The 23,274-nt window shown below is 51.2% G+C and carries 20 protein-coding genes and 1 pseudogene; 8 read left to right on the top strand and 13 right to left on the bottom strand.

The features are described from left to right. Positions 1-434, bottom strand: a pseudogene (locus BST81_RS28835) (ISKra4 family transposase); the annotation flags it as partial. Positions 435-1,172: 738 nt separating this feature from the next. Here BST81_RS28835 and BST81_RS11935 point away from each other — a divergent pair. The 4 genes from BST81_RS11935 to BST81_RS11950 all read left to right on the top strand — a co-directional run bounded on the left by BST81_RS11935 (position 1,173) and on the right by BST81_RS11950 (position 6,223). Beyond that, positions 1,173-2,429 (top strand): MFS transporter, encoded by a 1,257-nt coding sequence (locus BST81_RS11935; protein WP_075598739.1) that lies wholly within the window; start codon positions 1,173-1,175, stop codon positions 2,427-2,429. A 166-nt stretch (positions 2,430-2,595) separates the two neighbouring features. After that, a complete protein-coding gene (locus tag BST81_RS11940) occupies positions 2,596-3,144 on the top strand; it encodes a hypothetical protein (protein ID WP_075598740.1) in 549 nt (182 codons plus the stop codon). Positions 3,145-3,156: 12 nt separating this feature from the next. Further along, a complete protein-coding gene (locus BST81_RS11945; RefSeq protein WP_075598741.1) occupies positions 3,157-3,543 on the top strand; it encodes a hypothetical protein in 387 nt (128 codons plus the stop codon). Further along, the gene (locus BST81_RS11950; RefSeq protein WP_075598742.1) at positions 3,470-6,223 is read left to right on the top strand and encodes a hypothetical protein; all 2,754 of its coding nucleotides are present in this window, start codon (positions 3,470-3,472) and stop codon (positions 6,221-6,223) included. The genes BST81_RS11945 and BST81_RS11950 overlap by 74 nt, the downstream gene beginning before the upstream one ends. Positions 6,224-6,232: 9 nt before the next feature. Here the strand turns inward: BST81_RS11950 and BST81_RS11955 are convergent, their stop codons facing one another. Beyond that, positions 6,233-7,024, bottom strand: coding sequence for a VanW family protein (locus tag BST81_RS11955; RefSeq protein WP_075598743.1), 792 nt, complete (start codon positions 7,022-7,024; stop codon positions 6,233-6,235). A 146-nt stretch (positions 7,025-7,170) separates the two neighbouring features. Beyond that, on the bottom strand, positions 7,171-8,085 hold the full coding sequence (locus BST81_RS11960; RefSeq protein ID WP_216351329.1) for an ABC transporter permease: 915 nt from the start codon (positions 8,083-8,085) through the stop codon (positions 7,171-7,173). Between the two features lie 283 nt (positions 8,086-8,368). Between BST81_RS11960 and BST81_RS11965 the strand changes: the two genes are divergently transcribed. Next, the gene (locus tag BST81_RS11965) at positions 8,369-9,976 is read left to right on the top strand and encodes an ATP-binding protein (RefSeq protein WP_075598744.1); all 1,608 of its coding nucleotides are present in this window, start codon (positions 8,369-8,371) and stop codon (positions 9,974-9,976) included. 8 nt (positions 9,977-9,984) lie between these two features. Here the strand turns inward: BST81_RS11965 and BST81_RS11970 are convergent, their stop codons facing one another. The 9 genes from BST81_RS11970 to BST81_RS12010 form a co-directional block, all read right to left on the bottom strand. After that, on the bottom strand, positions 9,985-10,221 hold the full coding sequence (locus BST81_RS11970) for a hypothetical protein (RefSeq protein WP_075599127.1): 237 nt from the start codon (positions 10,219-10,221) through the stop codon (positions 9,985-9,987). A gap of 161 nt (positions 10,222-10,382) precedes the next feature. Further along, positions 10,383-10,916 carry a tetratricopeptide repeat protein gene (locus BST81_RS11975; protein ID WP_075598745.1) on the bottom strand — a complete coding sequence of 178 codons (534 nt, stop codon included), beginning with the start codon at positions 10,914-10,916 and terminating at the stop codon, positions 10,383-10,385. 130 nt (positions 10,917-11,046) lie between these two features. After that, positions 11,047-11,847 carry a transporter substrate-binding domain-containing protein gene (locus BST81_RS11980; protein WP_253188258.1) on the bottom strand — a complete coding sequence of 267 codons (801 nt, stop codon included), beginning with the start codon at positions 11,845-11,847 and terminating at the stop codon, positions 11,047-11,049. A gap of 46 nt (positions 11,848-11,893) precedes the next feature. Beyond that, the gene (gene rplT / locus BST81_RS11985) at positions 11,894-12,247 is read right to left on the bottom strand and encodes a 50S ribosomal protein L20 (RefSeq protein WP_075598746.1); all 354 of its coding nucleotides are present in this window, start codon (positions 12,245-12,247) and stop codon (positions 11,894-11,896) included. An 18-nt stretch (positions 12,248-12,265) separates the two neighbouring features. Beyond that, positions 12,266-12,463 carry a 50S ribosomal protein L35 gene (rpmI, locus tag BST81_RS11990; RefSeq protein WP_075598747.1) on the bottom strand — a complete coding sequence of 66 codons (198 nt, stop codon included), beginning with the start codon at positions 12,461-12,463 and terminating at the stop codon, positions 12,266-12,268. A gap of 27 nt (positions 12,464-12,490) precedes the next feature. Beyond that, a complete protein-coding gene (gene pgsA, locus BST81_RS11995) occupies positions 12,491-13,039 on the bottom strand; it encodes a CDP-diacylglycerol--glycerol-3-phosphate 3-phosphatidyltransferase (protein ID WP_075598748.1) in 549 nt (182 codons plus the stop codon). 278 nt (positions 13,040-13,317) lie between these two features. Beyond that, complete coding sequence (locus BST81_RS12000; protein WP_363079926.1) at positions 13,318-14,025, bottom strand: sugar transferase; 708 nt, start codon at positions 14,023-14,025, stop codon at positions 13,318-13,320. A gap of 413 nt (positions 14,026-14,438) precedes the next feature. Then, positions 14,439-16,124, bottom strand: a complete 1,686-nt coding sequence (locus BST81_RS12005; protein ID WP_075598750.1) for a hypothetical protein — start codon at positions 16,122-16,124, stop codon at positions 14,439-14,441. A gap of 272 nt (positions 16,125-16,396) precedes the next feature. Further along, complete coding sequence (locus BST81_RS12010; RefSeq protein ID WP_075598751.1) at positions 16,397-19,207, bottom strand: hypothetical protein; 2,811 nt, start codon at positions 19,205-19,207, stop codon at positions 16,397-16,399. Positions 19,208-19,776: 569 nt separating this feature from the next. Between BST81_RS12010 and BST81_RS12015 the strand changes: the two genes are divergently transcribed. The 3 genes from BST81_RS12015 (at position 19,777) to cobT (ending at position 22,423) form a co-directional block, all read left to right on the top strand. Further along, positions 19,777-20,481, top strand: coding sequence for a Crp/Fnr family transcriptional regulator (locus BST81_RS12015; RefSeq protein WP_075599129.1), 705 nt, complete (start codon positions 19,777-19,779; stop codon positions 20,479-20,481). A 128-nt stretch (positions 20,482-20,609) separates the two neighbouring features. Beyond that, the gene (locus BST81_RS12020) at positions 20,610-21,302 is read left to right on the top strand and encodes a DUF2232 domain-containing protein (protein ID WP_075598752.1); all 693 of its coding nucleotides are present in this window, start codon (positions 20,610-20,612) and stop codon (positions 21,300-21,302) included. Positions 21,303-21,304: 2 nt separating this feature from the next. Further along, a complete protein-coding gene (gene cobT / locus BST81_RS12025; protein ID WP_075598753.1) occupies positions 21,305-22,423 on the top strand; it encodes a nicotinate mononucleotide-dependent phosphoribosyltransferase CobT in 1,119 nt (372 codons plus the stop codon). 1 nt (position 22,424) lies between these two features. Here cobT and BST81_RS12030 read toward each other — a convergent pair whose 3' ends face one another. Next, the gene (locus BST81_RS12030; protein ID WP_075598754.1) at positions 22,425-22,799 is read right to left on the bottom strand and encodes a hypothetical protein; all 375 of its coding nucleotides are present in this window, start codon (positions 22,797-22,799) and stop codon (positions 22,425-22,427) included. Between the last annotated feature and the right edge of the window lie 475 nt (positions 22,800-23,274).

The following is a 23,274-nucleotide window of genomic DNA, read 5'->3' on the forward strand; positions in this document are numbered from 1 at the left end:
TGGCGGTAATTCAACGGTTGGACGATGCACTAATCGTAGTTGCGTGCTGTGAGCAACCTTCACCCCAGTCAGTACTTCGATGTCTTCCGCTGCTCGTTCGTACGACGCATTGGCACTCACCAATAAACAACACTGCGCCAGGTAAGGACTCCAGCGCGTGTAGGCTATCACCTCCAGAATTTGTGCCTGCTTCTCACTCAAGCGCAGTCGTCCGATGATACTATCGAGCCTGCGCTTTCGTCCACTCGTGGTGCCGCTGCTTGTTGCAATAAAAAATCCCCGATCTCTGGACCGACGTGTTCCAGCAGATGCCCTCTCACTGCTGCCTCAATCCCTGCCAATGTTTTCACTTGCTCCGGGTCGGTTTCCTCGTATAGCAAGGCGGCAAGGGCACGGGCGTGGGCTTGAATTTGGGCTTTTTTCTCAGGGTCCATAAGCGTGGTTGACCAAAGCAGGAATGCTCAAAGTTTAGCGCGCTCTTTCAAACACAGCTCTAAGCACTTATACTCATCGCAAAAGTGGGATGCACTCTATCAATGAAACCATAATTCACTGCGATGATTTATTGCAGGAGCAGATTTCAACAATAAAATGATCTTCAAAAAAATAAAAGAAATAATTTAATGTCTCTCAGATCAAACAAAAATCACTATGGGGAACCACTTGTTTAATCTCAAAGCCTGATTAAACAATTTTGAGCTCAGAGCAGGGGAAGTAAACTCTACCAGTAGAGATACTATCACCAGACATTAAAATCATCGTTAACACAACAATAAGATTCAGTGGAATCACGGTAAAGTCAGAAAACTTAAATTTTAAGATTTGCTTGCAATCCTAAATCGTGAATCCAGCGACTACTTCAAAGATTGGACTGGGCAAACTATAATCAGTGATTGTGATTAACCTTGGGCTAAAATCCTTTTACAACTTACCTCTATAAGCTTTGTTGTCTTTAATAAGTTTTTCTAAAAAATCCAGTTTTGTAATATTGTTATGCATGTAAGCATGGCTATTTTCTGTACTGTTGAAACTATTCGCTTCGCATCTATGGCCGCAGCCATGTAAAGCATGGCGGAGGTAAGTTAGAAAGCCTCCCTAAACTCGGTAATTGATCTGTTGGAATTGTCCTAAGCTTTCTGACCAAAGCTATAAATTCAGGGGACTGATTTTTCATGAACTCTCTCCCGGCCCTTTTCAAAAACTTATTTGCACCCATTCCCCTTAATGTTTGGATTCTGGGTTTCGTCAGCCTGTTTACTGATATGGGGTCTGGAGTTGTTTATGCTCTGCTGCCTTTTTTCCTGGTTTCTACCCTGGGCGCAAACCTTTTAACCGTTGGCTTGATTGAAGGAATTGCAGAAGCAACGGCTGCGATCGCCAAGATTTTTTCAGGAACCCTAAGTGATTTCTGGCAGAACCGCAAAGTTTTGGCCCTGGTCGGCTATAGCCTATCGGCCCTGTCTAAACCGTTGTTTGCCTTGACTATTACCCCTGCAGGGGTCTTGGGGGTCTTCCTGTGCGATCGGCTGGGGAAGGGCATTCGGGTTGCACCACGGGATGCTCTGATTGCGGACACGACGCCTGCTGAACAACTGGGAGCTGCCTATGGGTTGCGTCAGTCCCTGGATACGATCGGAGCATTTCTGGGGCCACTGGCAGCTTTTGCTCTGATGGCCCTGACTGCCCAGGATTTTCGCCTGGTGTTTGAATTGACGTTGGTGCCCGGTATTCTGGCGGTGGGGTTGCTGCTTTGGGGCATTCGGGAGCCCGAAAAACTGTATGTTGCCAAAGCCCGTCCTAATCCCTTTAATGGCACTGCCCTGAAGCAATTGGGGCAAAAGTATTGGGTTCTTCTGGTTATCGCCCTGATTGCCAGTTTAGGGAATTCCAGTAATGCCTTTCTTCTGCTCCGGGCCAGTGAAATTGGGATTGCAACCACCTGGATCCCGCTGGCTTTGGTAATTATGAACATTACCTACTTTCTGAGTGCCTATCCTGCTGGATTTTTGTCCGATCGGCTGGGGCGCAATGGCGTTTTGCTCAGTGGTTTCCTCTTATTTAGTCTCGTCTATGGGGGGTTTGCCTTTGCCCAAACTCCCTGGCAGGCTTGGGTTTTGTTCGGTTTCTATGGGGTGCATCTGGGGATGAATAAAGGCATCCTGTCAGCCCTGATTGCAGACACGGTCCCTGCTCCGTTGCGGGGAACGGCCTTCGGGTTATTTAACTTTGCCATGGGCTTAACCCTGTTTCTGGCCAGTTTTCTGGCTGGGGGATTGTGGCAGTGGCAGGGGTCCCGCGTCACGTTCCTGTTGGGGAGTGTCCTGACCGCGATCGCCGCTCTGATGTTTCTGATTCAGGCCAGGTTCCCATTTTGGCAAACCCCTGCCCTATCGGAAATCCCGGCAACGGAGAGCAATCCTCCGGCCTAGAGAACGGAGAAGACCTTAAAGTCTGGTCCATCAATTGACGGAGAAATCTCCGATCGAATGGCGATTTGCCCCATGCTTGTTTTCCCTAAAGTGGTCTACAGATTATGCGTCGGGTGCCAGTTTTCAGGCATTCGATTTCTGTAAGTTCCATCGCTGGAGAAAACCTGTGAATCTAACTTCTCCCCGCTTGAAAGGGTTGCATTCTATTCTGGATCGTCTGCCTCTGTCTGCTTTGCTGACTGGGAGCAGTCTGGCCCTGATTACCTATATTACGCGCCACGGACTGATTGGCCCCACGATCGTGATCGGGGCTACCGTTCTGCTGTTCTACCATCGGGATCTGGCCGCTCTGCTACCCCGGAGAAACCAGCGTCCTCGATCGTCCGGGCTGTTGGCTCAGGGACTTCTGAGTGCGGTTCTGGGGGGGGCCGTTCTGCTGGATGGGGCCGTTCTGCCAGCCCAGGCCCAGTTCATGAACAAAGCCGAGCAGTTTTTTGACAAATTTACCAGTACCGCCAACATTGATCCAAAGGTGACCGATCTGGTCTTCTCCACCCTGCGCGGGCTATTTCTGCTGTATCTGAGCATCAGCCTGATTCGAGTGGTGCAGGCAGCTCGCAACGACGAAGACTGGCAAACCCTGGCCCGCACTCCCCTGATCATCGTGATCACGATCGTGGTAGCGGACGTTTTGACGGGCCTGGTCACCGGTTAGGGCGGAATTCCCATGAACAAGCAACGGGACCGGTTTCGTCCGGTCAACCCCATGCTGGGGGTGCAACCTCGCCTGGGTCCCTTCCCGGCGGAGCATATCCTGCCCTGGAGCGTGATCGGCTTCGCTGCCTATCTCCTCTGCCAGGTATTTCTCAACCTGGGCTGGCTCTGGACTGGCGTGATCGCAGCCTGGGGCATCAGCACCTGGTGGATCTTAACTGGGGATAAACCCTGGCGGTTCCTGTCCAGATTTACTCGCACCCCCTATTGGGTGCGGGGCTACTGCACCTACCACTCGATTCTGCAAACGCATCGTTCCCACCGTCATGAAAGCAAAGTTAGGCACAAAAACCGTTCACACCGGGCAGCAGCAGGTCAAGCTCGTTCCCATAGAAGATAGCCTGAATCTAGTGGCTCCCTTTCGGATGGAAGTTCGAAATCGGAGTATCGCTGGATTCCTATTGCAGAAGAGTCAGCAAGACTTCTGCTTTCAGTTTGCCTGGGACTGCCAGGGCATCCATCCCACCCCCAGGCTGGAACAAATCCACCCCATTTTTGAAGCCCTGGAGTCGGGTCTGAAAGACTTGCCCCAGGGAGAACGACTGACGCTTCAGTTAAGTTCATTCTCCTCCGATCGGGAGCGTCAGGAGCAACTCAAAGCCCTCAGTCGATCGGCTCGAAATCCTCAATTGCAATTCCTGTTGCTGGGAGAACGGCAACGGGTTCAGGAACTGACCCGTCAGGGCCAGCGCAAACCCAAGCGATTACGGCTATATGCCACCTACACGGTGACTGCTGATAGCCAGGGCGCAACGGATGCGATCGAAAAAGTCTTGCTGAAGCTGGAGAACTGGATCAACAAGCTCACGGGTGAGTTCTCCCAGGCTGAACAGCAGAAGTTTGAGGCGCTGTTTACGAAAGCATTCACAGATGGCTTCCAGGTGTGGGAGCAACTGCTCATCCAAAAAATGGGGCTGGACCTGCGACCTCTGGATGAGGCAGAGCTCTGGCAAGATCTCTGGTTTCGTTTCAACACCGCAGAACCCATTCCCATTCCCCAGCTCTTGATTCTGGATCGTCAGGGGCTCCGGGAGGAAGTCAACAGTCCGGTGCATGCAACCACCTTGCTTCTGGGATCGGAATCCTCGGTTCCGATCGCCCAGCGTCACTGGGTGAATCTGAAACAGGGGTACATCGCTGCCCTGACATTTTTGGATAAACCAGGGGGCTGGGCCGATCAGTTGAGTCAACTGCGTTATCTGTGGGAAGTGCTGGCCAGGGAATCAGTGACGGATGTGGAGGTCTTTTGCCAGCTCAGCCGTGCCAATGAGATGCTGGTCAAAACATCTGTCCAGCGAGTTACTAAGCAGTCTAATGTGGCAGCATTGGTGGCCCATCAGAAAGCGGCGATCGATGTGGGAGCGCAACTGAAAACTCAGGAGGCTGTTGCTGCCCAGGAAGAGTTGTATCGGGGAGCCCTGCCCCTCCATACCGCCGTCTCAATGCTGGTCTACCGTCCCCATCTGGATGCCCTGGACGAAGCCTGCCGCTATCTGCAGGGCTGCTTTCGGCGTCCGGCCTGGGTGTTGCGAGAAACAGAATATGCCTGGCGCATCTGGCTGCAAACCCTGCCGATCGTCTGGGAAGGGCTGCTGACTAGTCCATTTAACCGACGTCAGGTCTACCTGAGCAGTGAGGCTCCGGGCCTGCTTCCCTTGATGCGCCCCCAGGATTGCGATCGCACAGGCTTTGAGCTGATCACAGAAGAGGGCGGCGTGCCGATTCACCTGGATCTGTTCACGGCCCACAAAAACCTGGGCCTGTTCGCCACTACCCGGGCCGGAAAATCGGTGCTGGTATCCGGCATCCTGACCCAGGCCCTCAGCCATGGCCTGCCGGTTGTGGCGATGGATTTTCCGAAACCAGATGGTTCTTCCACATTCACCGATTACACGGCTTTTATGGGAGAACAGGGAGCCTACTTTGATATTGGCAACCAGTCCAACAACCTGTTTGAGATGCCCGACTTGAGAGCTCTCAGCCTATCCGACCAGCGAGAGCGCTTTGAGGATTACAAGGGCTTTTTAGAATCGGCTTTGATGACGATGATTCTGGGTTCGGGAAGGACGACTTCAGGCCACGATCGACTGCTGGCCCAAACGATTCGCTCAATTATAGTCCTGGCCCTCAACGGTTTCTTCCAGGATTCGGCGATCGATCAACGCTATCGGTTAGCGATGGAAGGAGGCTTTGCCTCCGATGCCTGGATCAAAACCCCCACCCTGGCAGATTTCCTGGATTTTTGTACTCCCGAACGCCTTGACCTAGAGCAGATTCAGGGAGAGAACAGCCAGGCCCTGCAACAGATTCGTCTGCGGCTGCGTTTTTGGCTTAACTCACGGGTGGGTCGATCGATCTCTGCCCCTTCCAGCTTTCGGACGGATGCCCAGTTGCTGGTCTTTGCCCTGCGGAACCTCTCCTCCGACGAAGATGCAGCCGTATTGTCCCTCTCCGCTTACTCGGCTGCCCTGCGGCGGGCTCTCCAGTCGCCAGCCTCCATTTTCTTTATTGACGAAGCCCCAATTCTGTTTGAGTTTGACGAAATCAGTGCTCTGGTGGCCCGGCTCTGTGCCAATGGGGCCAAAGCAGGGGTGCGGGTGATTCTGTCGGGTCAGGATCCGGATACGATCGCCCGATCACCCTCGGCCTCCAAAATTTTGCAGAACCTCACGACTCGCCTAATTGGACGTATTCAGCCTTCCGCGATCGACAGTTTTGAGCAGATTCTCAAGTATCCTCGCGAAATAATTGCCCGCAACGCTTCCGAGAGCTTCTTTCCTCGCAGGGCCGGAATGTATTCCCAATGGCTGCTGGATGATGCGGGACTTTACACCACCGTTCGCTATTACCCCAGCGAAATTCAACTGGCTGCCGTTGCTAACAATCCCCACGAACAGGCTGCCCGTACTGCCTATCTGCAGGCCTGCACTGATCCCCTGGAAGGACTGGCCAGGTTTGCTAAGGCCTTGGCTCAGGCCATTCGAGAGGACAGGCCAATTGCTGGGCCAGAGCCTGAATAATATCAGCGATCAGGAAGGTAGGCAGGGCTTGTAAATGCTGGTTGTGACGTAATCAGATGCCCAGTTGGTGCTCTGCTTGGGGCGATCGCTGATGTATCGGACAGTCTTCACTACCCAGCCTGGAATTCCGTCTGGAACAGGAGCCGGAATTTTCTGGAGTACCCTAGATTCCACTTTAACTTGCCAGGCGCAAAGGGACTGCCCCCATAAACTGGACCTCACCGTACCGGCCTCTGGCAGGACCTCAAAGCGAAGTTGGAGGGGCACAGGACTTGGGTTGCGAACGATTAAATCTTTATATCCATAGGCCACAGCTGCATCCTGCCCCAATTCATAGAAGCGGCTTTCACCGTAGGCATCAATACTATGGCAATGTCGTTCCAGAATACTGCATCCTGCCAGCAAAAAAGTTCTGAACGTATTAGTGGCAATTAAACATAATCCACCCCCTACTCCCGTCTCTACCTGCCCTCGAACAAAAACGGGACCTTCCCGGAAGCCATTGGCCAGGGTGGGTTCACCCACGCGATCGCAAAAACTAAAAATCTGCCCAGGGTCAAGGCGCAAATAGTGAATTCTGCTGGCAGCCTGTTTCAAGTTCCAGAGACGGTTCTGGCGAATCTCAGCCGACCCCCGATCGGGGATGGGTGTTACCGACTCGCTCCAGCAATGGGTATAGCGATCTACTGCTTCCGGATTTAGCTGGCGGGTGTAGTAGAAGGGATACCCTCTCAACCAGGCTTGCCCAGACTTCAATTGATTGCGAATTGGACGCTTCCAGCGTTCCCAGTTAGAGTCCATTGGGTAGGAAAATAAGGTGATGGCAGGGAAAAAGATGCCTTCGATCGTAAGGCATAACTATTTCTCGATGGGGGCATTTTCTGAACAATCACCACCTCAATCGGGCGGATTCCAGTCTAGGGATCCAAATACTGAATCAGCCTTGGTTATTTGACAGCAAACCGCCGCACAGCCAGTAAACTTCCCAGGACCCCTACCGAAACCCCAAACCCAATCAAAATCAGAGGCAACAGTAACATCCGCATTGCGTCCAATGGCAATCCTGTAACCAGAAATTTGATGAAATCAGGTTGACCCACGACTAACCGACTTAGGAACCCCTGCAACATCTGAATCAAAAGCCAGGCGATCGTGGCTCCAGTCAGCCCAAACAGAATCCCCTGAAAAATGAATGGCAGGTAGATCCAATCCAATGTTGCCCCCACCAGTTGGGCAATTTCAATCTCTCGCCGACGGGCCATCACAATCAGGCGGATTGTTGTAGTGATGACGGCGATCGCCGTCAAGGTCAACATCGTCGTCACTAGCAAGCCAATTCGACTCAACCCCCGATTTAGCTGAGTAATTTGCTGGACGGCCTCATCCACATACTGAACCTCATCCACTCCCTGGAGTTGCTGTAGTTTTTTAGCCAGCACAGGCAATTCTTTGGAACTGCGGGCCTTTACCTTGAGTTCATCCACCAGGGGGTTACCATTTAACTGCTGAGTCGCTGCGCGCAAGTCGGAGATTCCCAGTTCTGCAACCAAATTGGCCCAGGCTTCCTCCTTAGAGACTACGCGAACCATAGCCGCTTCGGGGATCGCCCCCACGATCGGGCGTAAGCCATTCCCCTCAACCCCTGTCTCCAGATAGACTGAAACTTCCAGTTGGCTGCCAAATCGGTTTAATAACCCCTCAATTTGCCAGGAGGTTTGTAAGCTGATTCCAAAGAGAAACAGCAATACGGCTACCGTACTAATGGCAGCCCAGTTCATCCAGCCCCCCCGACGTAAGCCCAGGAGGGTTTCCTGCAGCAGATAGTCAAACTTTGTTAGAATTTCCAGCACATTCGACTCCATCACACCTGTTGCCAGATAGGGTATATCAAGTTTTGCAAAATGCCCATCCCTGAATACAGCCCCTGGCAAGTGAGATCTGGGAGGTGGAATCCCCACAGACTCGATTCCAAGGAAATTTGTGATCCGGCCATGGTTCGAGCAGATCATCCCCAAAAATTCCAGGCGAGCCCCTATCATTTATCTTCAGGAAAGACTAAATTATGAAGTCGTTATCTTTTCATCTAGCATCAGACCGATAAAGTGGAAAATAACTGGAGCAAAGCCACTTTTCCTTAGGACAACAATGATTGTGATTCAAGCACCTTCCTCTGATAGCCGTTCACCTAAAGTTGCTCGCATTTTGATTGTTGAAGATGAACGCATTATTGCTTTGAATTTAAGGGAAAGCTTGGAAGCTTTGGGCTATGAAGTGCCAGGTATTGTTGCTTCTGCTGAACAGGCCATTCTGATGGCTGGAGATCTGCAACCTGATCTGGTACTGATGGATATTCAACTCAAAAAACAGATGGATGGCATTCAGGCGGCTGACCAGATCTGGAATTCGCTTCAGATCCCTGTGATTTATGTCACAGGACATTCCGATCAGAGCACGCTGGATCGGGCAAAAAGCACCGTTCCATTTGGATATATTTTGAAACCTATCAGGGAGAAAGAGCTTTATGTTGCGATCGAAACAGCCCTCAAACGCTATGAACGGGAACAACTGCTAGCTACAGTTCTCCGGGGTATGGGAGATGGGGTCATTGTAACGGACACTCACTATTCTGTGCAGTACCTCAACCAGGCGGCCCAGGTCCTCACAGGCTGGGAGGTAGAAGAAGCTCGCGATCAGCCATTCACAACTGTATTTCGGTTACTGGACGAACGAACCAGAGAACCTATCCACAATCCCCTAATCGAGGTCGTTGAGCACGGGGAAACGATATACCTGGAAGATTACTTTTTGTTAGTGAATCGCCATGGAGACACGATCCCAATTCTAGATAGTGCAGCTCCCTGGAAAGACAATCGAGGCAAGATTCTGGGGGCGATTCTGGTATTTCGGGACGATCACCGTCGGCAGTTGGAAAGCGAGCGCAACCTGGCTCTCGACGAGGCCCAAAGGCTGAGCTTCCAGGCAGAAGAACTGCATCGCCTGAATCAGTTAAAAGATGATTTCCTCGCCAACGTCTCCCACGAGATGCGCACCCCCCTCACCGATCTCAAACTGGCGATTCGCATGTTGGAATTGGTTTTAGATCGACAGGGATTACTGGATGCCCAGGCTTCTCCCGCCTCAGCCTCCATTGTGCGCTATCTCAAAATTGTGAATGAAGGGTGCAATCGGGAAATGGAACTGGTGAACGACCTCCTGGAAATTCGGGCGATCGATGCCAACGCCTACCCTGTTTCTTTGACTGCAGTTAATTTTCAGGAATGGCTTCCTGCTCTGGTTGAAAACTTTCAGCTACGCACTGAGGCCGTCCAGCACAGGCTGAACGTCAATGTGCTTCCTGATATCCCTCCTATCCTTTTGGATCAAACCTGTCTGGCTCGCATTCTGACAGAACTCCTCAACAATGCCTGTAAGTACACCCCAGAGGGTGAACAAATCATTGTTTCTGTCAGAGTTATCCGGACAGAAGGGGGACAAGGCGGAGAACTGCCCACTCCTGACTGTCTCCAGATCCGCATTAGCAATTCTGGCACCGAAATTCCTGAGTCTGAACAGGCTCGCATTTTTGAGCCTTTCTATCGGATTCCCGGTAGCGATCGCCGACAACAGGGAGGCTCTGGGTTAGGTCTGGCTCTCCTCAAGAAACTGGTCCAACTGCTGCAGGGCAAGATTACGGTTACCAGCAGCCAGGGATGGACCAATTTTACGATTACCCTGCCCGTATCACTCCCCTGAACCAATCGCTATCGTTCAAAACCAATCTGCCCATGGTTCAGCTTCTCACAGATAAATCTCTGCACAAGGTCTAATTCCTGAAATAAGACTTTTCCATCCGCATGGATAGCAACATTAATTTGCTGTAACTCGTAAGGCGTCACTTTGCCATCGATCACAGCTTGTTTGATGAGATGCTCTAACTTTTCCAGATCCTCAAGTTCTGCCTGAGTCAGAGGCTGGGCATTGGGATGTTCAATTTTCATAGCCACCTCCAAAAATGGGGCCAATCCCATGATCGCCTGTCCCCTATCGGAAGGATGATTTTTTTAGATTTATTTTCTTAAGGGTATAGGAATACGGAATGTCGGAACCGTAGAGACCGGATGGGTCATGTCTCCATTCCCTATGGCCTATGGGGAAGCGGCTAGCTGGAGGGAACGAGGCGTTTTTGGAGAGCCTCCAGACGCCGTTTAGCCACTCCATTCTGAGGTTCCAGGTTCAACACCTGTTCGTAGGTTTCGATCGCAGAGGGGATCAATTGCTTCCGTTCATAGGCATGCCCCAGATTATTCAAAGCGGTTACATACTCTGGTTTAATCTTCAAGGCTTCTTTATATTGCCGAATGGCGATATCGTACTGCTCTTGGGCAAAGTAGGCGAATCCCAGGGCATTGTAGATCGGTGCACTTTCAACGGTCTCTAAAGTAGGAGCTTTAAGTGCCCTTTCAAACTGTTTCACCGCCTGACTGAACAATTTCTTCTGCAGATAGATTCCACCCAGTTCATAGTATTCCTGAGCTGTTCCCTTTTCCTTTGCTAATTTCCCCTCTAAGCGGGAGAGCGTTCCTTCAATTTTTCGGGTTTGAATCGCCTGCCGCACGATAAAAAAAGCTGCCGCACTGAGCAAAACTAACAAGAGCGAGAGATAGAGAACCGGTAATGAGCCACCAATGTCCATATCTAAACCTTAGCTGACGCTTATATCTTAAAAACTGCAAAACTTCAACTTCAAACGGGTAAAAAATCTTGTCTTATTTCTTATTCAAGCAGGGGAGGGACCTGCATCACTGTTTTAGGAATCTTGAGTTTCAACGGTGAACGTTCAGGTTTGAATTCCCCTCCTGCATCACCACGACCGGTAACCCCCAGAATTCTGCCCGTTCTTGCAGCCAACCTTCTTTGCGCCAGCGATCGAGGGCTCCATTGACTTGCCGTCGCAGGTCATCATACTGCTTCCCCTTAGGCATGACAACGCAAAGGGGTTCCGCTGAGAGCAATGTTGGCAAAATTTTGTATTGGGAATACTCTTGAGCCCAACCACTCAGGACCGTGACGTCTCCAGCAAAGGCAACAGCCTGCCCACCTTGCAACAGTTGGAGAGCGCTAGCGTAGGAGTCTACCCCAATCAATTTGGCCGAGGGCAGAAAATACCGAACTGTATCGATAGTCGTGGAATTTTTCAGCACAGCGATCGGCTGATTCCTTAAATCTTTCAGGTGCCGAATCGAGTGCCGAGCTGTGATCAGGCCCGTTCCATCAATGTAGTAGGGGGTGCTAAAACTGACAAGGCGGGCTCGGGGTCCGGTAACCGTCAGCCGAGCAATAACCAAATCGACCCGATCCTCCAGCACAGCCGGTAGACGATCGCGATTTAAAACAGGGTGCAGGGTAATCGCATCGTCCCGACCCAAAATTTCCAGCGCCAAGCGACGGGCAATATCAATCTCTAAGCCAGTTAGCTGACCGGAAGACGTTCTAAATCCCAGAGGTCGAAGATTGTCCTTCACGGCTACAATCAGGCGCTGCCGTTGCCGGATCGTGGCCAGGTCAGCTGTAAACGCCGGACGAATGATCAGGGGAAAGATGGTCAGGAGAGAAAGCAAGGTCACAGATAAAATCCGCGCCTGTTTCAATCCTGGCCTTCCCTGTCCCATATCACTTTGCCTGAGCAGCCAGTTGCACAACCTGGCTGAACCCAGATGGGTCCAGCACTGCCATCTGAGCCAGCATTTTACGATTAATCTGCACATCTACTTTCTTGAGATTGCCGATCAGCTTGCTGTAGCTCATCCCATAGGGTCGAACAGCGGCATTGATACGGGTAATCCAGAGGCGACGAAAATCTCGCTTGCGCTTACGACGATCGCGATAGGCATTCCGCAATGCCTTCATCACCTGCTGGTTAGCAGTTCGGAATAGGGTAGAGTGAGATCCACGAAAACCCTGAGCCAGTTTGAGAATTTTGTCGCGACGCTTACGAGCGACATTACCGCGCTTTACACGAGTCATAGATTTAACAAATCTGGATTACAAGTAGGGAAGCATGAGACGAACATTTTCTTCATCCCGCTCATTCACAAGAGCGAAATGGGCCAGACGGTTTTTGCGCGTTGCACCTTTGTGTTGCAACAAGTGATTCCGATTAGTCTGACGGTGGAGGATCTTGCCACTGCCAGTCGCTCTAAAGCGCTTGGCGGCAGCCTTGCGAGTCTTCAGTTTAGGCATGGATGGGACTCAATTCGACACAGTCTATTATTCTACTGCCGAATTCGCCTTGAAGGCAACTGAATTAGACTTTTTTTCAGGCCAGAGGTAGATGGCTCCAGAAATTAGGGTTAGGCTCACCGAAACCCAGAAGGCGATCAGGGCAGGTTGTTGCCAAAGTTCAGGTAAGGGCGCAATCAGAAGGGAGACGGCCAGGATTTGACTGACTGTCTTGAGTTTCCCCCAGAGATTTGCCCCCGTGATGGTTTTGCCAGGATTAACCCGCCACCCTGCGATTCCCAGTTCCCTGGCCAGAATCAAAAAGACACCCCAGGCAGGCACCTGCTCCAATTCGACCAAAGCCAGTAGGGGAGCTAACACCAGCAATTTATCCACTAAAGGATCTAGAAACTTGCCCAGGTCTGTCACCTGATTCCATTGACGGGCCAGATACCCATCTAACCAATCTGTGCTGGCTCCGATCGTAAACAGGATCAAGGCTATCCAACGCTGCTGTGAAGTTGGCTGATGCAACACATAGAGCAGAAAAGGCACGACAGCCAGACGAGAAACAGTAATCCAGGTTGGAATATTCATATTCCTCAGCCTTCTCTGACACCGACGGAAACTCTGAATCTGATGGATATGCTCCGCTCAGCTTTTCCACGGTATGACTTCTTCCATTATCCAGTCTTTCGGGTCTGGTCTTGATCGGGCTTCAATAAAAAAAACCGAGAGCGCAACAATGCGCTCTCGGGAAAAAGTTTACTCCACACCTCTCAAGTCTGCCTTAGGAGTGAATTGCAGCCGTCGCTCATGTTAAAGACATCCTCAGATCGAGCAGACGAGGCAAATCCGCTTTAGACCAGAGCTGACTAGCAAGCTCCTTCTTTCTTTAAGACCACCCAAAAGGTTTTCAGAATCAGACTTAAGTCATAAGCGAGGGACCACTTACGCTGGTACAGCAGGTCGAGTCGGATAATATCCTCAAAATCCTTAACAGAAGACCGACCGTTAACCTGCCATTCACCAGTGATGCCAGGCTTGACATCGAGACGCTTCCAGTGATGCTGCTTGTAGCGTAGAACTTCATCAACAGTCGGGGGACGAGTACCCACCAGGCTCATATCTCCCATGAGAACATTCCAGAATTGGGGGAGTTCATCCAGACTGGTTTTTCTCAGAAAACGGCCAACCCGGGTGATCCTGGGGTCATTGCGATTCTTAAAAATACTGCCTTTAGCTTCGTTATTAACCAGATGCTTCAGCTGGTCCGCATCTACTACCATGGAACGAAATTTCCAGATCCGGAAGGGGCGACCTTTCAGGCCACAGCGAATCTGACTATACAGAACCGGTCCAGGATTATCGAGCTGAACCGCGATGGCCAGGGGAATAAAGATCAGAGCAGTAAACGTCAATCCAACCAGGGCACCCACAACATCGACCAGCCGCTTAAATTTGCTGACGGTCGAAGGGTGAACATTGGCTGGGGAAGCCAGGGACTTGAACTTTAAGCCAGTCAACACGGGAGTTGAGATGGAGATAGGGATAACGGTTGGGGTGATGTCAGTCGTAATCACGATATTCAACCTGCTCTTCCGCAAACGAGGTGTGTCTTGAGGAAATACTACGAGGTCTTGATTGAGGTTGGGTAGTAAAAATACAGAGATTTGTCCAATCTTTGAAGTAGAGGATTGTTTTGTGAAATTCTCATAAGGATGGCGTAGATAACGCAGCGCAAGCTGTCCATATCACTTTTGCCCCAGAAACAAGGATTTATCGCACCCCTTCTACCTGAAACAGACAGGAACATACTTCTCAGGAATATTTCGTAAGGAGTCTGGGGCCGCAACGGGAGGACTCTAACCCTGGATGATGAATCATCCTCATCACAGCTTTGTGAAGATTGTGAGAAGCAAGATGCGACCTACCCCAAGGGCGACGCAAAACCTGGATCGATGCAGGCATATCCATTTTATCTCTAAAGAGAGAATCACCTGGAAAGCTCCTGGAAATTGATCGCAAATGGTTCTTCCAATTTCTGTTGTGCACTGGCAAGAATGCGCCCCAGATAACGCTGTAGCCGACTACTCTGAACTGGATTTGGCCGATAGAGTGAATGGCCTGCTTGAAAGACTTCTTTATAAAAGAGTGGTTCTGCAAGGAGAGCCTGATAGTCTGGATTGTGCTGGGACTGGGTAGTCAACAGAACCCTATCCCGCTGGGTAGGAACGAGTCCTGGCGGGAGATGTCCTTCCAGGAGAGCCAGGATGTGGGTCTGGCAGGCCTGGGTGTTAATCCCTCGCCGCTCCAAACGTTGCATCACGCCCCCCAGGGATGAGGGCTGTTCTGGAAAGGTGCGGAGCAACTCTAGAAGAAGAAAATAATCGCCATATTGCTGGCGGGGCAAATCAAGTACCTGGGAATAAAACGGCAGCAGGGCCAGACCGTAAGCAATTCGGCTACAAGCTGAGACTCCTAAAGGCTGCAGCGGATAAGTATCCTGAATAATCACAGCATTGGGTAACTTCTGGCGTAGCCATCGGGTTAGCACGGCCAGAGAGGCAGTTCCACCTGTACATACCACCTGCTTGATAGCCTGGGCTTCAAAATTAGCCTGACTTAACAGAGTATTAAGCTCTCGATTGAGGCGCTGGACAAAAGGGAGCAGAATTTGACTTTCATATTGCCGTCGAGTGATCGTCCAGCGATCGCTCCCCCATTCCATGGTCAAGCGTTCCTGATGCTGCAACACCAGTTTCAGATGTCGGGCCATGTCTAGCAGATACTGTCCAGTTCCTGAGCTGCGTAAGTGCTGTTGTAGCCGGGATCGGCCTTCGGGGTCTGCTTCTACTGGTAGGGGCAAAGTCAGTCCTTTGAGATCAAAATCCAACTGCAAATCTCCGACACCATTATGAAGAACTGATGAAGTTTGAACCCAAGAAGGGCGGGGAAGGGGTGACTCCTGCGGTTCCAACTGTCCCAACGAAGAAACCTCTCCAGATCTGGACTTAGCCAAATGGGGTGCTAAGAGCTGGCAAACAATATCCTGGTCAATGCCACCACCGGCATAGGCAAAGCTGCGCATGGTGAAATTTTTGTAAGTCAGGAGTTGCAGGTCCTGGGGAATATCTACTGCTGCCAGTTCCGTTGCAGTGGCTCCCATGCTGAGCACCAGCGTTTTCCCCTTCCAGACCAAATTTGTTTCTTGCTCCCCCTTAATTCGAATATCCCCACGCTCTCCCGCTTGTCGCAGCCCCGATAACAGGGCTGCAATAGGTTCCTCAATAAAGAAAATCAGATCGGGAGAGGGGACGAGTCCTGCCCCCAAAACAGCTTCTCGCACATTGAAACTGTAGGTGTCGGGCCAATTGACGGGATACCCAATAATGACCCCTGCGAGCTGGTCGATCGCAGCAGAAAAAGTGCTGGGATCAATTCCTGTGGCGGCACAAGCTAGTGTTCCATAGCCCACCTGCTCCCCTACAGTCTCGTCCATCTGACGGCCCTCGGCACTGCCTACTGTCAGGGTGGTCAACAGAAGTTGCAGCGCCTGTTGAATTGCAATCAGGGAAATCTCCTGCTGCTCCGTCCACTGGATCATGGGTTCCCAGTTTGGCTTTTGAATCGAGATAGAGGGAATCCCCACTTTGAGGTAGGGTTTAAAGTTTTGCAACAAGATCCCAGGAGCCGCTGCTGCTTCTGTGACAGAGGCTGGTAAGCGAAAACAGCGTTCAGGTTCGGCACTGGTCGTTTCATACCAGTAAATCGGATGGAGCTTACCCGTCAGATAATTCAGGAGTACTGCCGAACATCCTGTCGTCCCGACATCAATACCCAGATACCAGATTGGTGTGTCATGGATAGACTGGCTCAGAATCGCAGGAGGACGATTACTGGCTACTATCTTCCCGAAGGATTGTGAATCTGAAATATGAAGATCTGGCTCGATTAGATTTTTTTTTTGACGTTGTCCAATGGATTGTTTGGGTCTGGGAAGTCCTCGTCGAACAGACTTCCCGGAAAGTCAGCGAAAACATCTTCCAGAGTTACCTCTGAGATCTTCATTGCCATCGAAGCCCCTGATTGATCGCTCCCCTGCGGTTTTAGTGGCAAGGAAGGGTCTGAATCAGAGTCCTCTGAATCAACCGCAGGCAAATCCCCAAATAAATCATCCAGATTTTCTAGCGTTAGATTGGAAGGTTCTGTTGGAGAGACCGGGTTCGGATCCGGGTCAGCCAATTCACTCGACAAAGAGGACCCAATTCGGGGAGAAATCACCGATGAAAGATCCTCACTTTCATCGGTAGGCAGGAGATCGGGGAGAGCGAGATCGGGATTGGGATCAGACAGATGAGTTGCGAAGTCATCCAGGGTCAGGTCATCCCAGTTGGGGAGAGTGGACGATACTCCTGGAGAACTGGCAGACTTTGGGGTTGGAGAGGAGGGAGGTCTACTTTCAATGGCAGCAAGACCCAGGTTTTCAGCCTGCGTTTCTGGCTTCTCTAAACTCTCCAGGTTATACAAATCCTCACTTAACTGCTGCAGGGTATCCGGATTGATAGAAAGATTAATCTCTGTCTTATCTTCACGATCGTCGGTGGCCAGCAGATTCTCTTCTGGGGCAGCCGGGATATACCCTTCATCCAGAGAGGCTGCTATCGTAGACTCTCCCTGTCCCAGGGATGGCAGTTGCATATCTCTGTCGGGGGCTCCTGCTGCTGGGCCTGCTAGGGGCCGAGACGGGTCCAGACCAGGGCCTGTCGCTGGTTCCAAAGGTTCTTCACCCAACAGATTGTAGAGAACTAATTCTGGGGGCTGGGGGCGATCGGCACCCTCAGAGTCAGAAGTCTGCTCGGACGAAAGTATGGGTGAAATCAGCTCAAACAGTTCATCCATCGAATCTTCTGTCAGGGGTTTGGTGGTTCCTGGAGAAGGCGTGGTAGAGGGATCTGGGGGGTTGGACTCCTCAAATAGCAATAGATTATCCAGGGTGAGAGAGTCCTCACCTGGAAGAACAGGAAACTCCTCTGTATCATCAAGGAACTCGGTTTTAGCCGAAGGCTCTAGGGCGCTAACCTTTCCGACATCGCCTGAGGCGCTGGTTGAGATCAGGGGCTGACCAGAATTCGCTGTGGGCTGAGCTACTGTGGGGGGCGAAGCGGTTGGCTTAGGGATCTCCTGGGTTCCAAACAGGCTGTTATAAAAATCATCTAGTTCGTAGAAAGTTTCGTTGTCAGCCAGTGCTGGTTCCTCTACTTCCAGGTTGGTAGGGGAGCCAGCACTGGCCAGGGAATCCCCCAAAGAATCTGGAGGGGAAGCCGGTCCCTCCTCCTGCAGAGACGCGCTGAGCTGTTCCAAAAATTCCAGGGCAGAATCCAGATCATCCGCTTTGGCTTCAGCCAGGGGTTCAATATTGGTCGCTAATCCCGATGGGGGAGGAGCCGTGACATTTGGGAGTTCCAGATCCTGGGCCATTCTGGTCGGTTGGCCGATCGCGGGTATGCCAGCCTGAGATTCTAGAATGGACAAGTCCTGAACAGCATCCCCACCGTCAACGGTTGAATCGCCATCCAGATTGTCCAACAGGGACAGGTCCGGCTCACTCAGATTTAAATCGGACAGGTCTAACTCTTCCAGATCAAGATCTTTCAGGCTGCTATGGTCTTCTCGCCCAAAGGTTGATCCTGACCTGGGTTGGGGGGGAATGGGCGGTAACTCGATACCCGGGTAGGGCAGCTTGAATCCGCCCAGAACTTCTTCCGGCTTGCCACCTGGATGGGGAGAAGGAGAGGAGGTTCGGGCAGGGTCTGGAGGGAGGGGAAAGACCAGTGGTGATTTGGTTGGCACTTCAGTTTGGGATTCTCCGATCGCCGACCCGAGCGGGGGCGCAGAAGACTGCATAAACGAGGATGCCTCCCGGCCCAATTGTTGGGCCAGATGGTTCACCAGTGCGGTAAACATCACCTCCCCCTGATTGCCCAGACTGTGCATCCGGTCAATCCCTTGAGACAGAGACTCCTGATAGCTCTGAATATTCCGGTTGAGTGCTTCAAAAATCGTACTTAAGGTCGAGTCCAGGGACATCAATAACTGATCTGATCGGGCCTGCAGAGCCTGGAGATGTTCAACCCGCTGGGCTGGATGCAGCAATGGGGAAGATTGCATGTCCGGTGGTAGGGCTGCCTGTGGATATCCTTCATAATTGAAAGAACGGCTCTCCATGGCCAGCATTGCTTGGGCAACCTGCTGAGATAGGCGCTCTTGCAATTGCCCCATCAGGCCCTGCAGGAACTCTGCAATCATCTGTTGCTGATGGGCAGACGGAAGCGCATTTTGTTCCTGCCGTTTGGCCTCTAGTTGGCGGATCTCATGGAGCATAATTTCCCGCTGCTGCCGGAGGGCTTCTAGTTCTGCCTGTAACGGCTGGGTCAGACTAGATCGCAGATATCCCATCTCCTGGACGACTGCCTGTAAAATCTGCTGGGCCGCATCTGGTTGAGCAGGCCTGGTATAGGGATCTCCATAGCCCTGAGGGGAATAGGCCCCGTAGGAAGTTCCCTCCGATCGACGCTGAAGAGCCTGCTCCTGTTGCAAAGTTTGCTGTTGTAGAGCAGCCAGATAATTACGAATCCGTTCCAGAAGTTGCCGTTGCTCGATCGCCTCTCCTGACATTACCCAGGGTAATCGTGGACCTGCCTTACTGAGAACACGATCAATTTCAGCAACTAACGTTTGAATCTGGTCTTTTTGGGGATTCACAGTGCGACCTTTAGGTAGAACTCTTCACACTTGTAGGAGCTAATATACATCTATTGTTATCGATTACATTGAGATTAAAGCCCTGATCGACTTTAATTGTCACCAACTGCAGGATGATGTATAGCCGCAAGAATTAGGTTTTCTTTTTCTGAAACCCATCTCTTTTCTACTGTCTTATTTTTCCCTACTGCTGCAGTTTCAGAACGACCAGATTGAGTGTAATCAGATTCAGCTCAAAGTGGGCAATCCCCAAACCGTTTAGACTAAGGGGAATTCCAAACTTGAGTTAAGCTATTGCTATTGATACAAAATTCTGCCTAAAGTGTCGATATAAGTTCTATTTTCGCAATATCACCCCTTTCCCAGCACCTACCGTAATTCCATTAACCTGTGCGCTTGCTTTTCCTGCCCGTTTTTACTTGACATCCTGGATTCGATATTTAGACAAACTGTGACTTCACGCTGATTCTGTTTTTATCTGCTTTACTGGTAACGGTGTGGCCACCCAGTCCCAGTCAGGAGTCATTGTATTATTTAGTTCTCTCAAGATGTATCAGGCTACTGGTCCCATGGAAGACCGATTCAGCACTCGTGAATCTAACCCTAACAATGCCCTAATTCGCTCTGCCCCGTTTTTTCAGGGTATTCCGGAGTCTGCTGTGGAGAAGGCCACCTGCCATGTGGTGACTCGCAGTCATCCTCCTAACCAGGTCATCTTACTGGAGAATGACTGGGGCACTTCCGTGTACTTTATTCTGGACGGTTGGGTCAAAATTCGAACCTATAATCTGGATGGTAAGGAGATCACACTTAATATTCTGGGAAAAGGGGAACTGTTTGGAGAGATGGCTCCTCTGGATGAAGTTCCCCGATCGACAGATGTGATTACTGTTGCCCAAACCGTGATTGGCAATATGCCAGCCCAGGACTTTGTTCAACTCATCCATACTGAACCCCTGGCCGGGATTCGACTGGCTCAGTTGATGGCCCGCCGCTTACGTCAGGTGAATCGCCGGTTGCGCCTGCGAGAGACCGACAGTACGTCTCGGGTTGCTGATATTCTGCTGTTTCTGGCTGAAGGCCAGGGCAGACGGACTGCGGAAGGTGTAGAAATCCCGAATCTGCCTCATCGGGAGTTGAGCAGTCTCAGTGGTCTGGCCCGCGAAACAGTCACCCGAGTTTTAAATAAGTTGGAGAAGAAGGGGCTGATTCTGCGCGATCGAGATACCCTCTGTATTCCAGATGTCCATGCGGTAGAACGGATGCTCGTATAAGTTTACCTTTCCCTGTGATGGGCCTGACTTACAGGGAGTAGGACTGTGTTTCATCCCCTGCAATTTCAGTTTCTCATTGCATTGGGGGAGAGAAATACAAGCTGGTTGTCAGTTTTGCCTGAATTTGCATGAATGACTTTATCGAAGACAGTTCTCCAGTCCCCCTTACAGCTAGAAACAAGAAAACCCAGCCAGTGGTCAGGGGTCCCCTGGCTATGGTAGAGACGGCCTTTCTGTCCAGTACTTCCAGCCTGATCTGGCTCGTTAACTATTACTTTCCCCTGGGGCCACTGTTGCGGATTTTCTTTCCGACACCGATCGCCCTGTTGTATCTGCGTTGGGGAGGACGAGCAGCCTGGATGGGTACCCTGGTTTCCGGCCTGCTGCTGGCAGTGTTGATGGGGCCACTGCGAAGCCTGCTTTTCGTCATGCCCTTTGGGCTGATGGGTATCCAACTGGGCGCGATGTGGCGACGGGGTTCTGGCTGGCCCTTAACAATTGCTGTAGGTACCCTGATTGGTAGTTTTGGGTTTTTCTTCCGGATCTGGCTGGTTTCCCTGATGCTGGGGGATGATCTGTGGCTCTATCTAATGATGCAGATTACCAAACTGGCTGAGTGGCTGTTTGTAAAACTAGGGCTTCTGATTCAGCCCAGCCTCTCGATCGTGCAAATCATCGCGATCGCAATGATCATCCTGAATAATCTAATCTATGTCTTTGTGGTTCATCTGGTTGCCTGGATGCTGCTGGATCGCCTCGGCAACCCCATTCCCAAACCACCCCGATGGGTCGAAGTGCTGATGGACTATGAGGCAGATTAGCGGTGTTAACCGTTTACACCCAGTCTCAGCAGGGATGGCAATGGCTGGAGTGCTATCGCAACCAGAAGCCCCTGTTTGCTTGTATTTTAGGGTTTACGGAAACGGGCCTGATTCCAGGAATTTCTGCTGCCGGAGCCACTCCAGACGATCGCCGTTACACTGCGATCGCTGATGCTGAATTTCTCTACCATGGTCCCCAGCTTCAGCCGCAACATGCCCTACCACCCCTTCAGGCTGGAGCGACCCCGGCTCTGATCTCCCGCGCTGTCCTTGCCGCCCAACAGATTCCCATCTCCCTGTTCAATGCGGGCCTTCCCCAACCCCCAACTGTGCCCTGCATTGACCTAGAGGGAAGCCCAGCCGCCTGTGTCAGCACAGGCAAGGCTCTGGATATTGCCATTGTGCATCATTTGCTGCAGCAAGGTCTGGATTGGGGGGCCAGATTGGCCGACTCTGTTCCTGGACGCTATTTGATTTTGGGAGAATGTGTAGTGGGGGGGACTACTACCGCCCTGGCACTTTTAACAGGCCTAGGGTACGAGGCTACAACCAAGGTCAACAGCAGCCACCCAGCCTGCAATCACCGCCAAAAGTGGGCCGTAGTCCGGCAGGGGATACAGGCTATGGTAGCCAGTGGCACCCCCCTGCCGGACAAAAGTCAACCACTGGAATGGGTGGCTGCTGTGGGTGACCCGATGCAGGTGGTGGTTGCTGGCATGGCAATCGCTGCCAGTCGGACTTGTGGTGTCCTGCTGGCTGGTGGCACTCAGATGCTGGCTGTTTACGCCCTGGCCCGAACAATCACCGAAGCCTATGGGTTGAGCTGGAAACCACAACAGGTAATCGTGGGGACGACCCGCTGGGTAGCAGAAGACCCCACCGGGGATACGATTGGCTTAGCTGTCATGATTGGAGGCGTCTCCTTAATTGCAACTCAATTGAGCTTTGCAACCTCCAGTTATCCTCAATTGCGGGCCTATGAGCAGGGCTATGTGAAAGAAGGGGTTGGGGCAGGTGGCTGCGCGATCGCAGCTCACCTCTATCAAGCATGGGGGCAGTCAGAACTGTTACAAACTATCGACGCTTTACTAGCGGAATCGGGCACCACCGGCATTGTGTAGCCTAGTGAACTCTGTGGGCCAGCAGTTGTTCTTCTAAGGCAGCGATGCGATTATAAGCTGCGGTCAACTGAGCGGTCAGCCGACGAATCTGAATCTCTGGGGCCAGCTCTTGCTCACCCGTTGGCTCCTCTGGCGTCATGTAGCCATGATCCACGATGACATCCTTGTGGGATTCCATTGCTGCATCTAGCCCTACGGGGCGCTGATAGGCATAGTTAAACAGGCCAGACCCTGATTGGGAATGACCAGAACCTGAATTCTGGGATTTGCATTCCGCCATTGTCTGGGAAAGTTTACCATTCATCTGTTCAATTAATTGGTACAGTGCTTCAACCCTGGTTGTCAGTGTACCGATCTGCTTTTGTAAGGAGTCCATGCGATCGCCCTATATGCCCTAATTTATTCCCTTTCATCCTAAATAGGGAGTTGCTAAAATCACGATTTAGTGCTGAATAATTTAACTTTTCGATAAAAGTCATCATAATTGGTGAGAGTATAGACCCTATTTTGTTACCACCTGCCTCTATCCCAGATTAAAAATGACCCACCTGAACCCGTTTTCTTGATGTAAGCAGAATTTTTTCCCTTGGCAGAATGAGGTTGAGCAGGCCCATTCGAGGATTGGCAAGGAACGCAGGGTACCTTTTATTTGGGTTGATTTTCCTCTTCAATTTGAACAACTCGCTGATGTAGAAATACTTTCCTGTAAACTTCCAAGAGGACTTCGATTGTTGTCAGAAATGTTAAGTTTTCAAGAATTTTTTCCCTTCAGATTGACTCCAAGGAAATTAACTAAATGTCTTTCCTGTCAATGCTGGATTAGCTTGACTAGAGGACTTCTGGAACCGAAT

Origin of the sequence: Leptolyngbya sp. 'hensonii' (genome assembly GCF_001939115.1) — a bacterium.
In the GTDB taxonomy this organism is placed as follows: Bacteria; Cyanobacteriota; Cyanobacteriia.

Coding starts and splice junctions, on each gene's coding strand:
- BST81_RS11935 (WP_075598739.1), top strand. CDS start 1,173: ATGAACTCTCTCCCGGCCCTTTTCAAAAACTTATTTGCACCCATTCCC.
- BST81_RS11945 (WP_075598741.1), top strand. CDS start 3,157: ATGAACAAGCAACGGGACCGGTTTCGTCCGGTCAACCCCATGCTGGGG.
- BST81_RS11950 (WP_075598742.1), top strand. CDS start 3,470: ATGAAAGCAAAGTTAGGCACAAAAACCGTTCACACCGGGCAGCAGCAG.
- BST81_RS11955 (WP_075598743.1), bottom strand. CDS start 7,024: ATGGACTCTAACTGGGAACGCTGGAAGCGTCCAATTCGCAATCAATTG.
- BST81_RS11960 (WP_216351329.1), bottom strand. CDS start 8,085: ATGGAGTCGAATGTGCTGGAAATTCTAACAAAGTTTGACTATCTGCTG.
- BST81_RS11965 (WP_075598744.1), top strand. CDS start 8,369: ATGATTGTGATTCAAGCACCTTCCTCTGATAGCCGTTCACCTAAAGTT.
- BST81_RS11970 (WP_075599127.1), bottom strand. CDS start 10,221: ATGAAAATTGAACATCCCAATGCCCAGCCTCTGACTCAGGCAGAACTT.
- BST81_RS11975 (WP_075598745.1), bottom strand. CDS start 10,916: ATGGACATTGGTGGCTCATTACCGGTTCTCTATCTCTCGCTCTTGTTA.
- rplT (WP_075598746.1), bottom strand. CDS start 12,247: ATGACTCGTGTAAAGCGCGGTAATGTCGCTCGTAAGCGTCGCGACAAA.
- rpmI (WP_075598747.1), bottom strand. CDS start 12,463: ATGCCTAAACTGAAGACTCGCAAGGCTGCCGCCAAGCGCTTTAGAGCG.
- pgsA (WP_075598748.1), bottom strand. CDS start 13,039: ATGAATATTCCAACCTGGATTACTGTTTCTCGTCTGGCTGTCGTGCCT.
- BST81_RS12015 (WP_075599129.1), top strand. CDS start 19,777: ATGGAAGACCGATTCAGCACTCGTGAATCTAACCCTAACAATGCCCTA.
- BST81_RS12020 (WP_075598752.1), top strand. CDS start 20,610: ATGAATGACTTTATCGAAGACAGTTCTCCAGTCCCCCTTACAGCTAGA.
- BST81_RS12030 (WP_075598754.1), bottom strand. CDS start 22,799: ATGGACTCCTTACAAAAGCAGATCGGTACACTGACAACCAGGGTTGAA.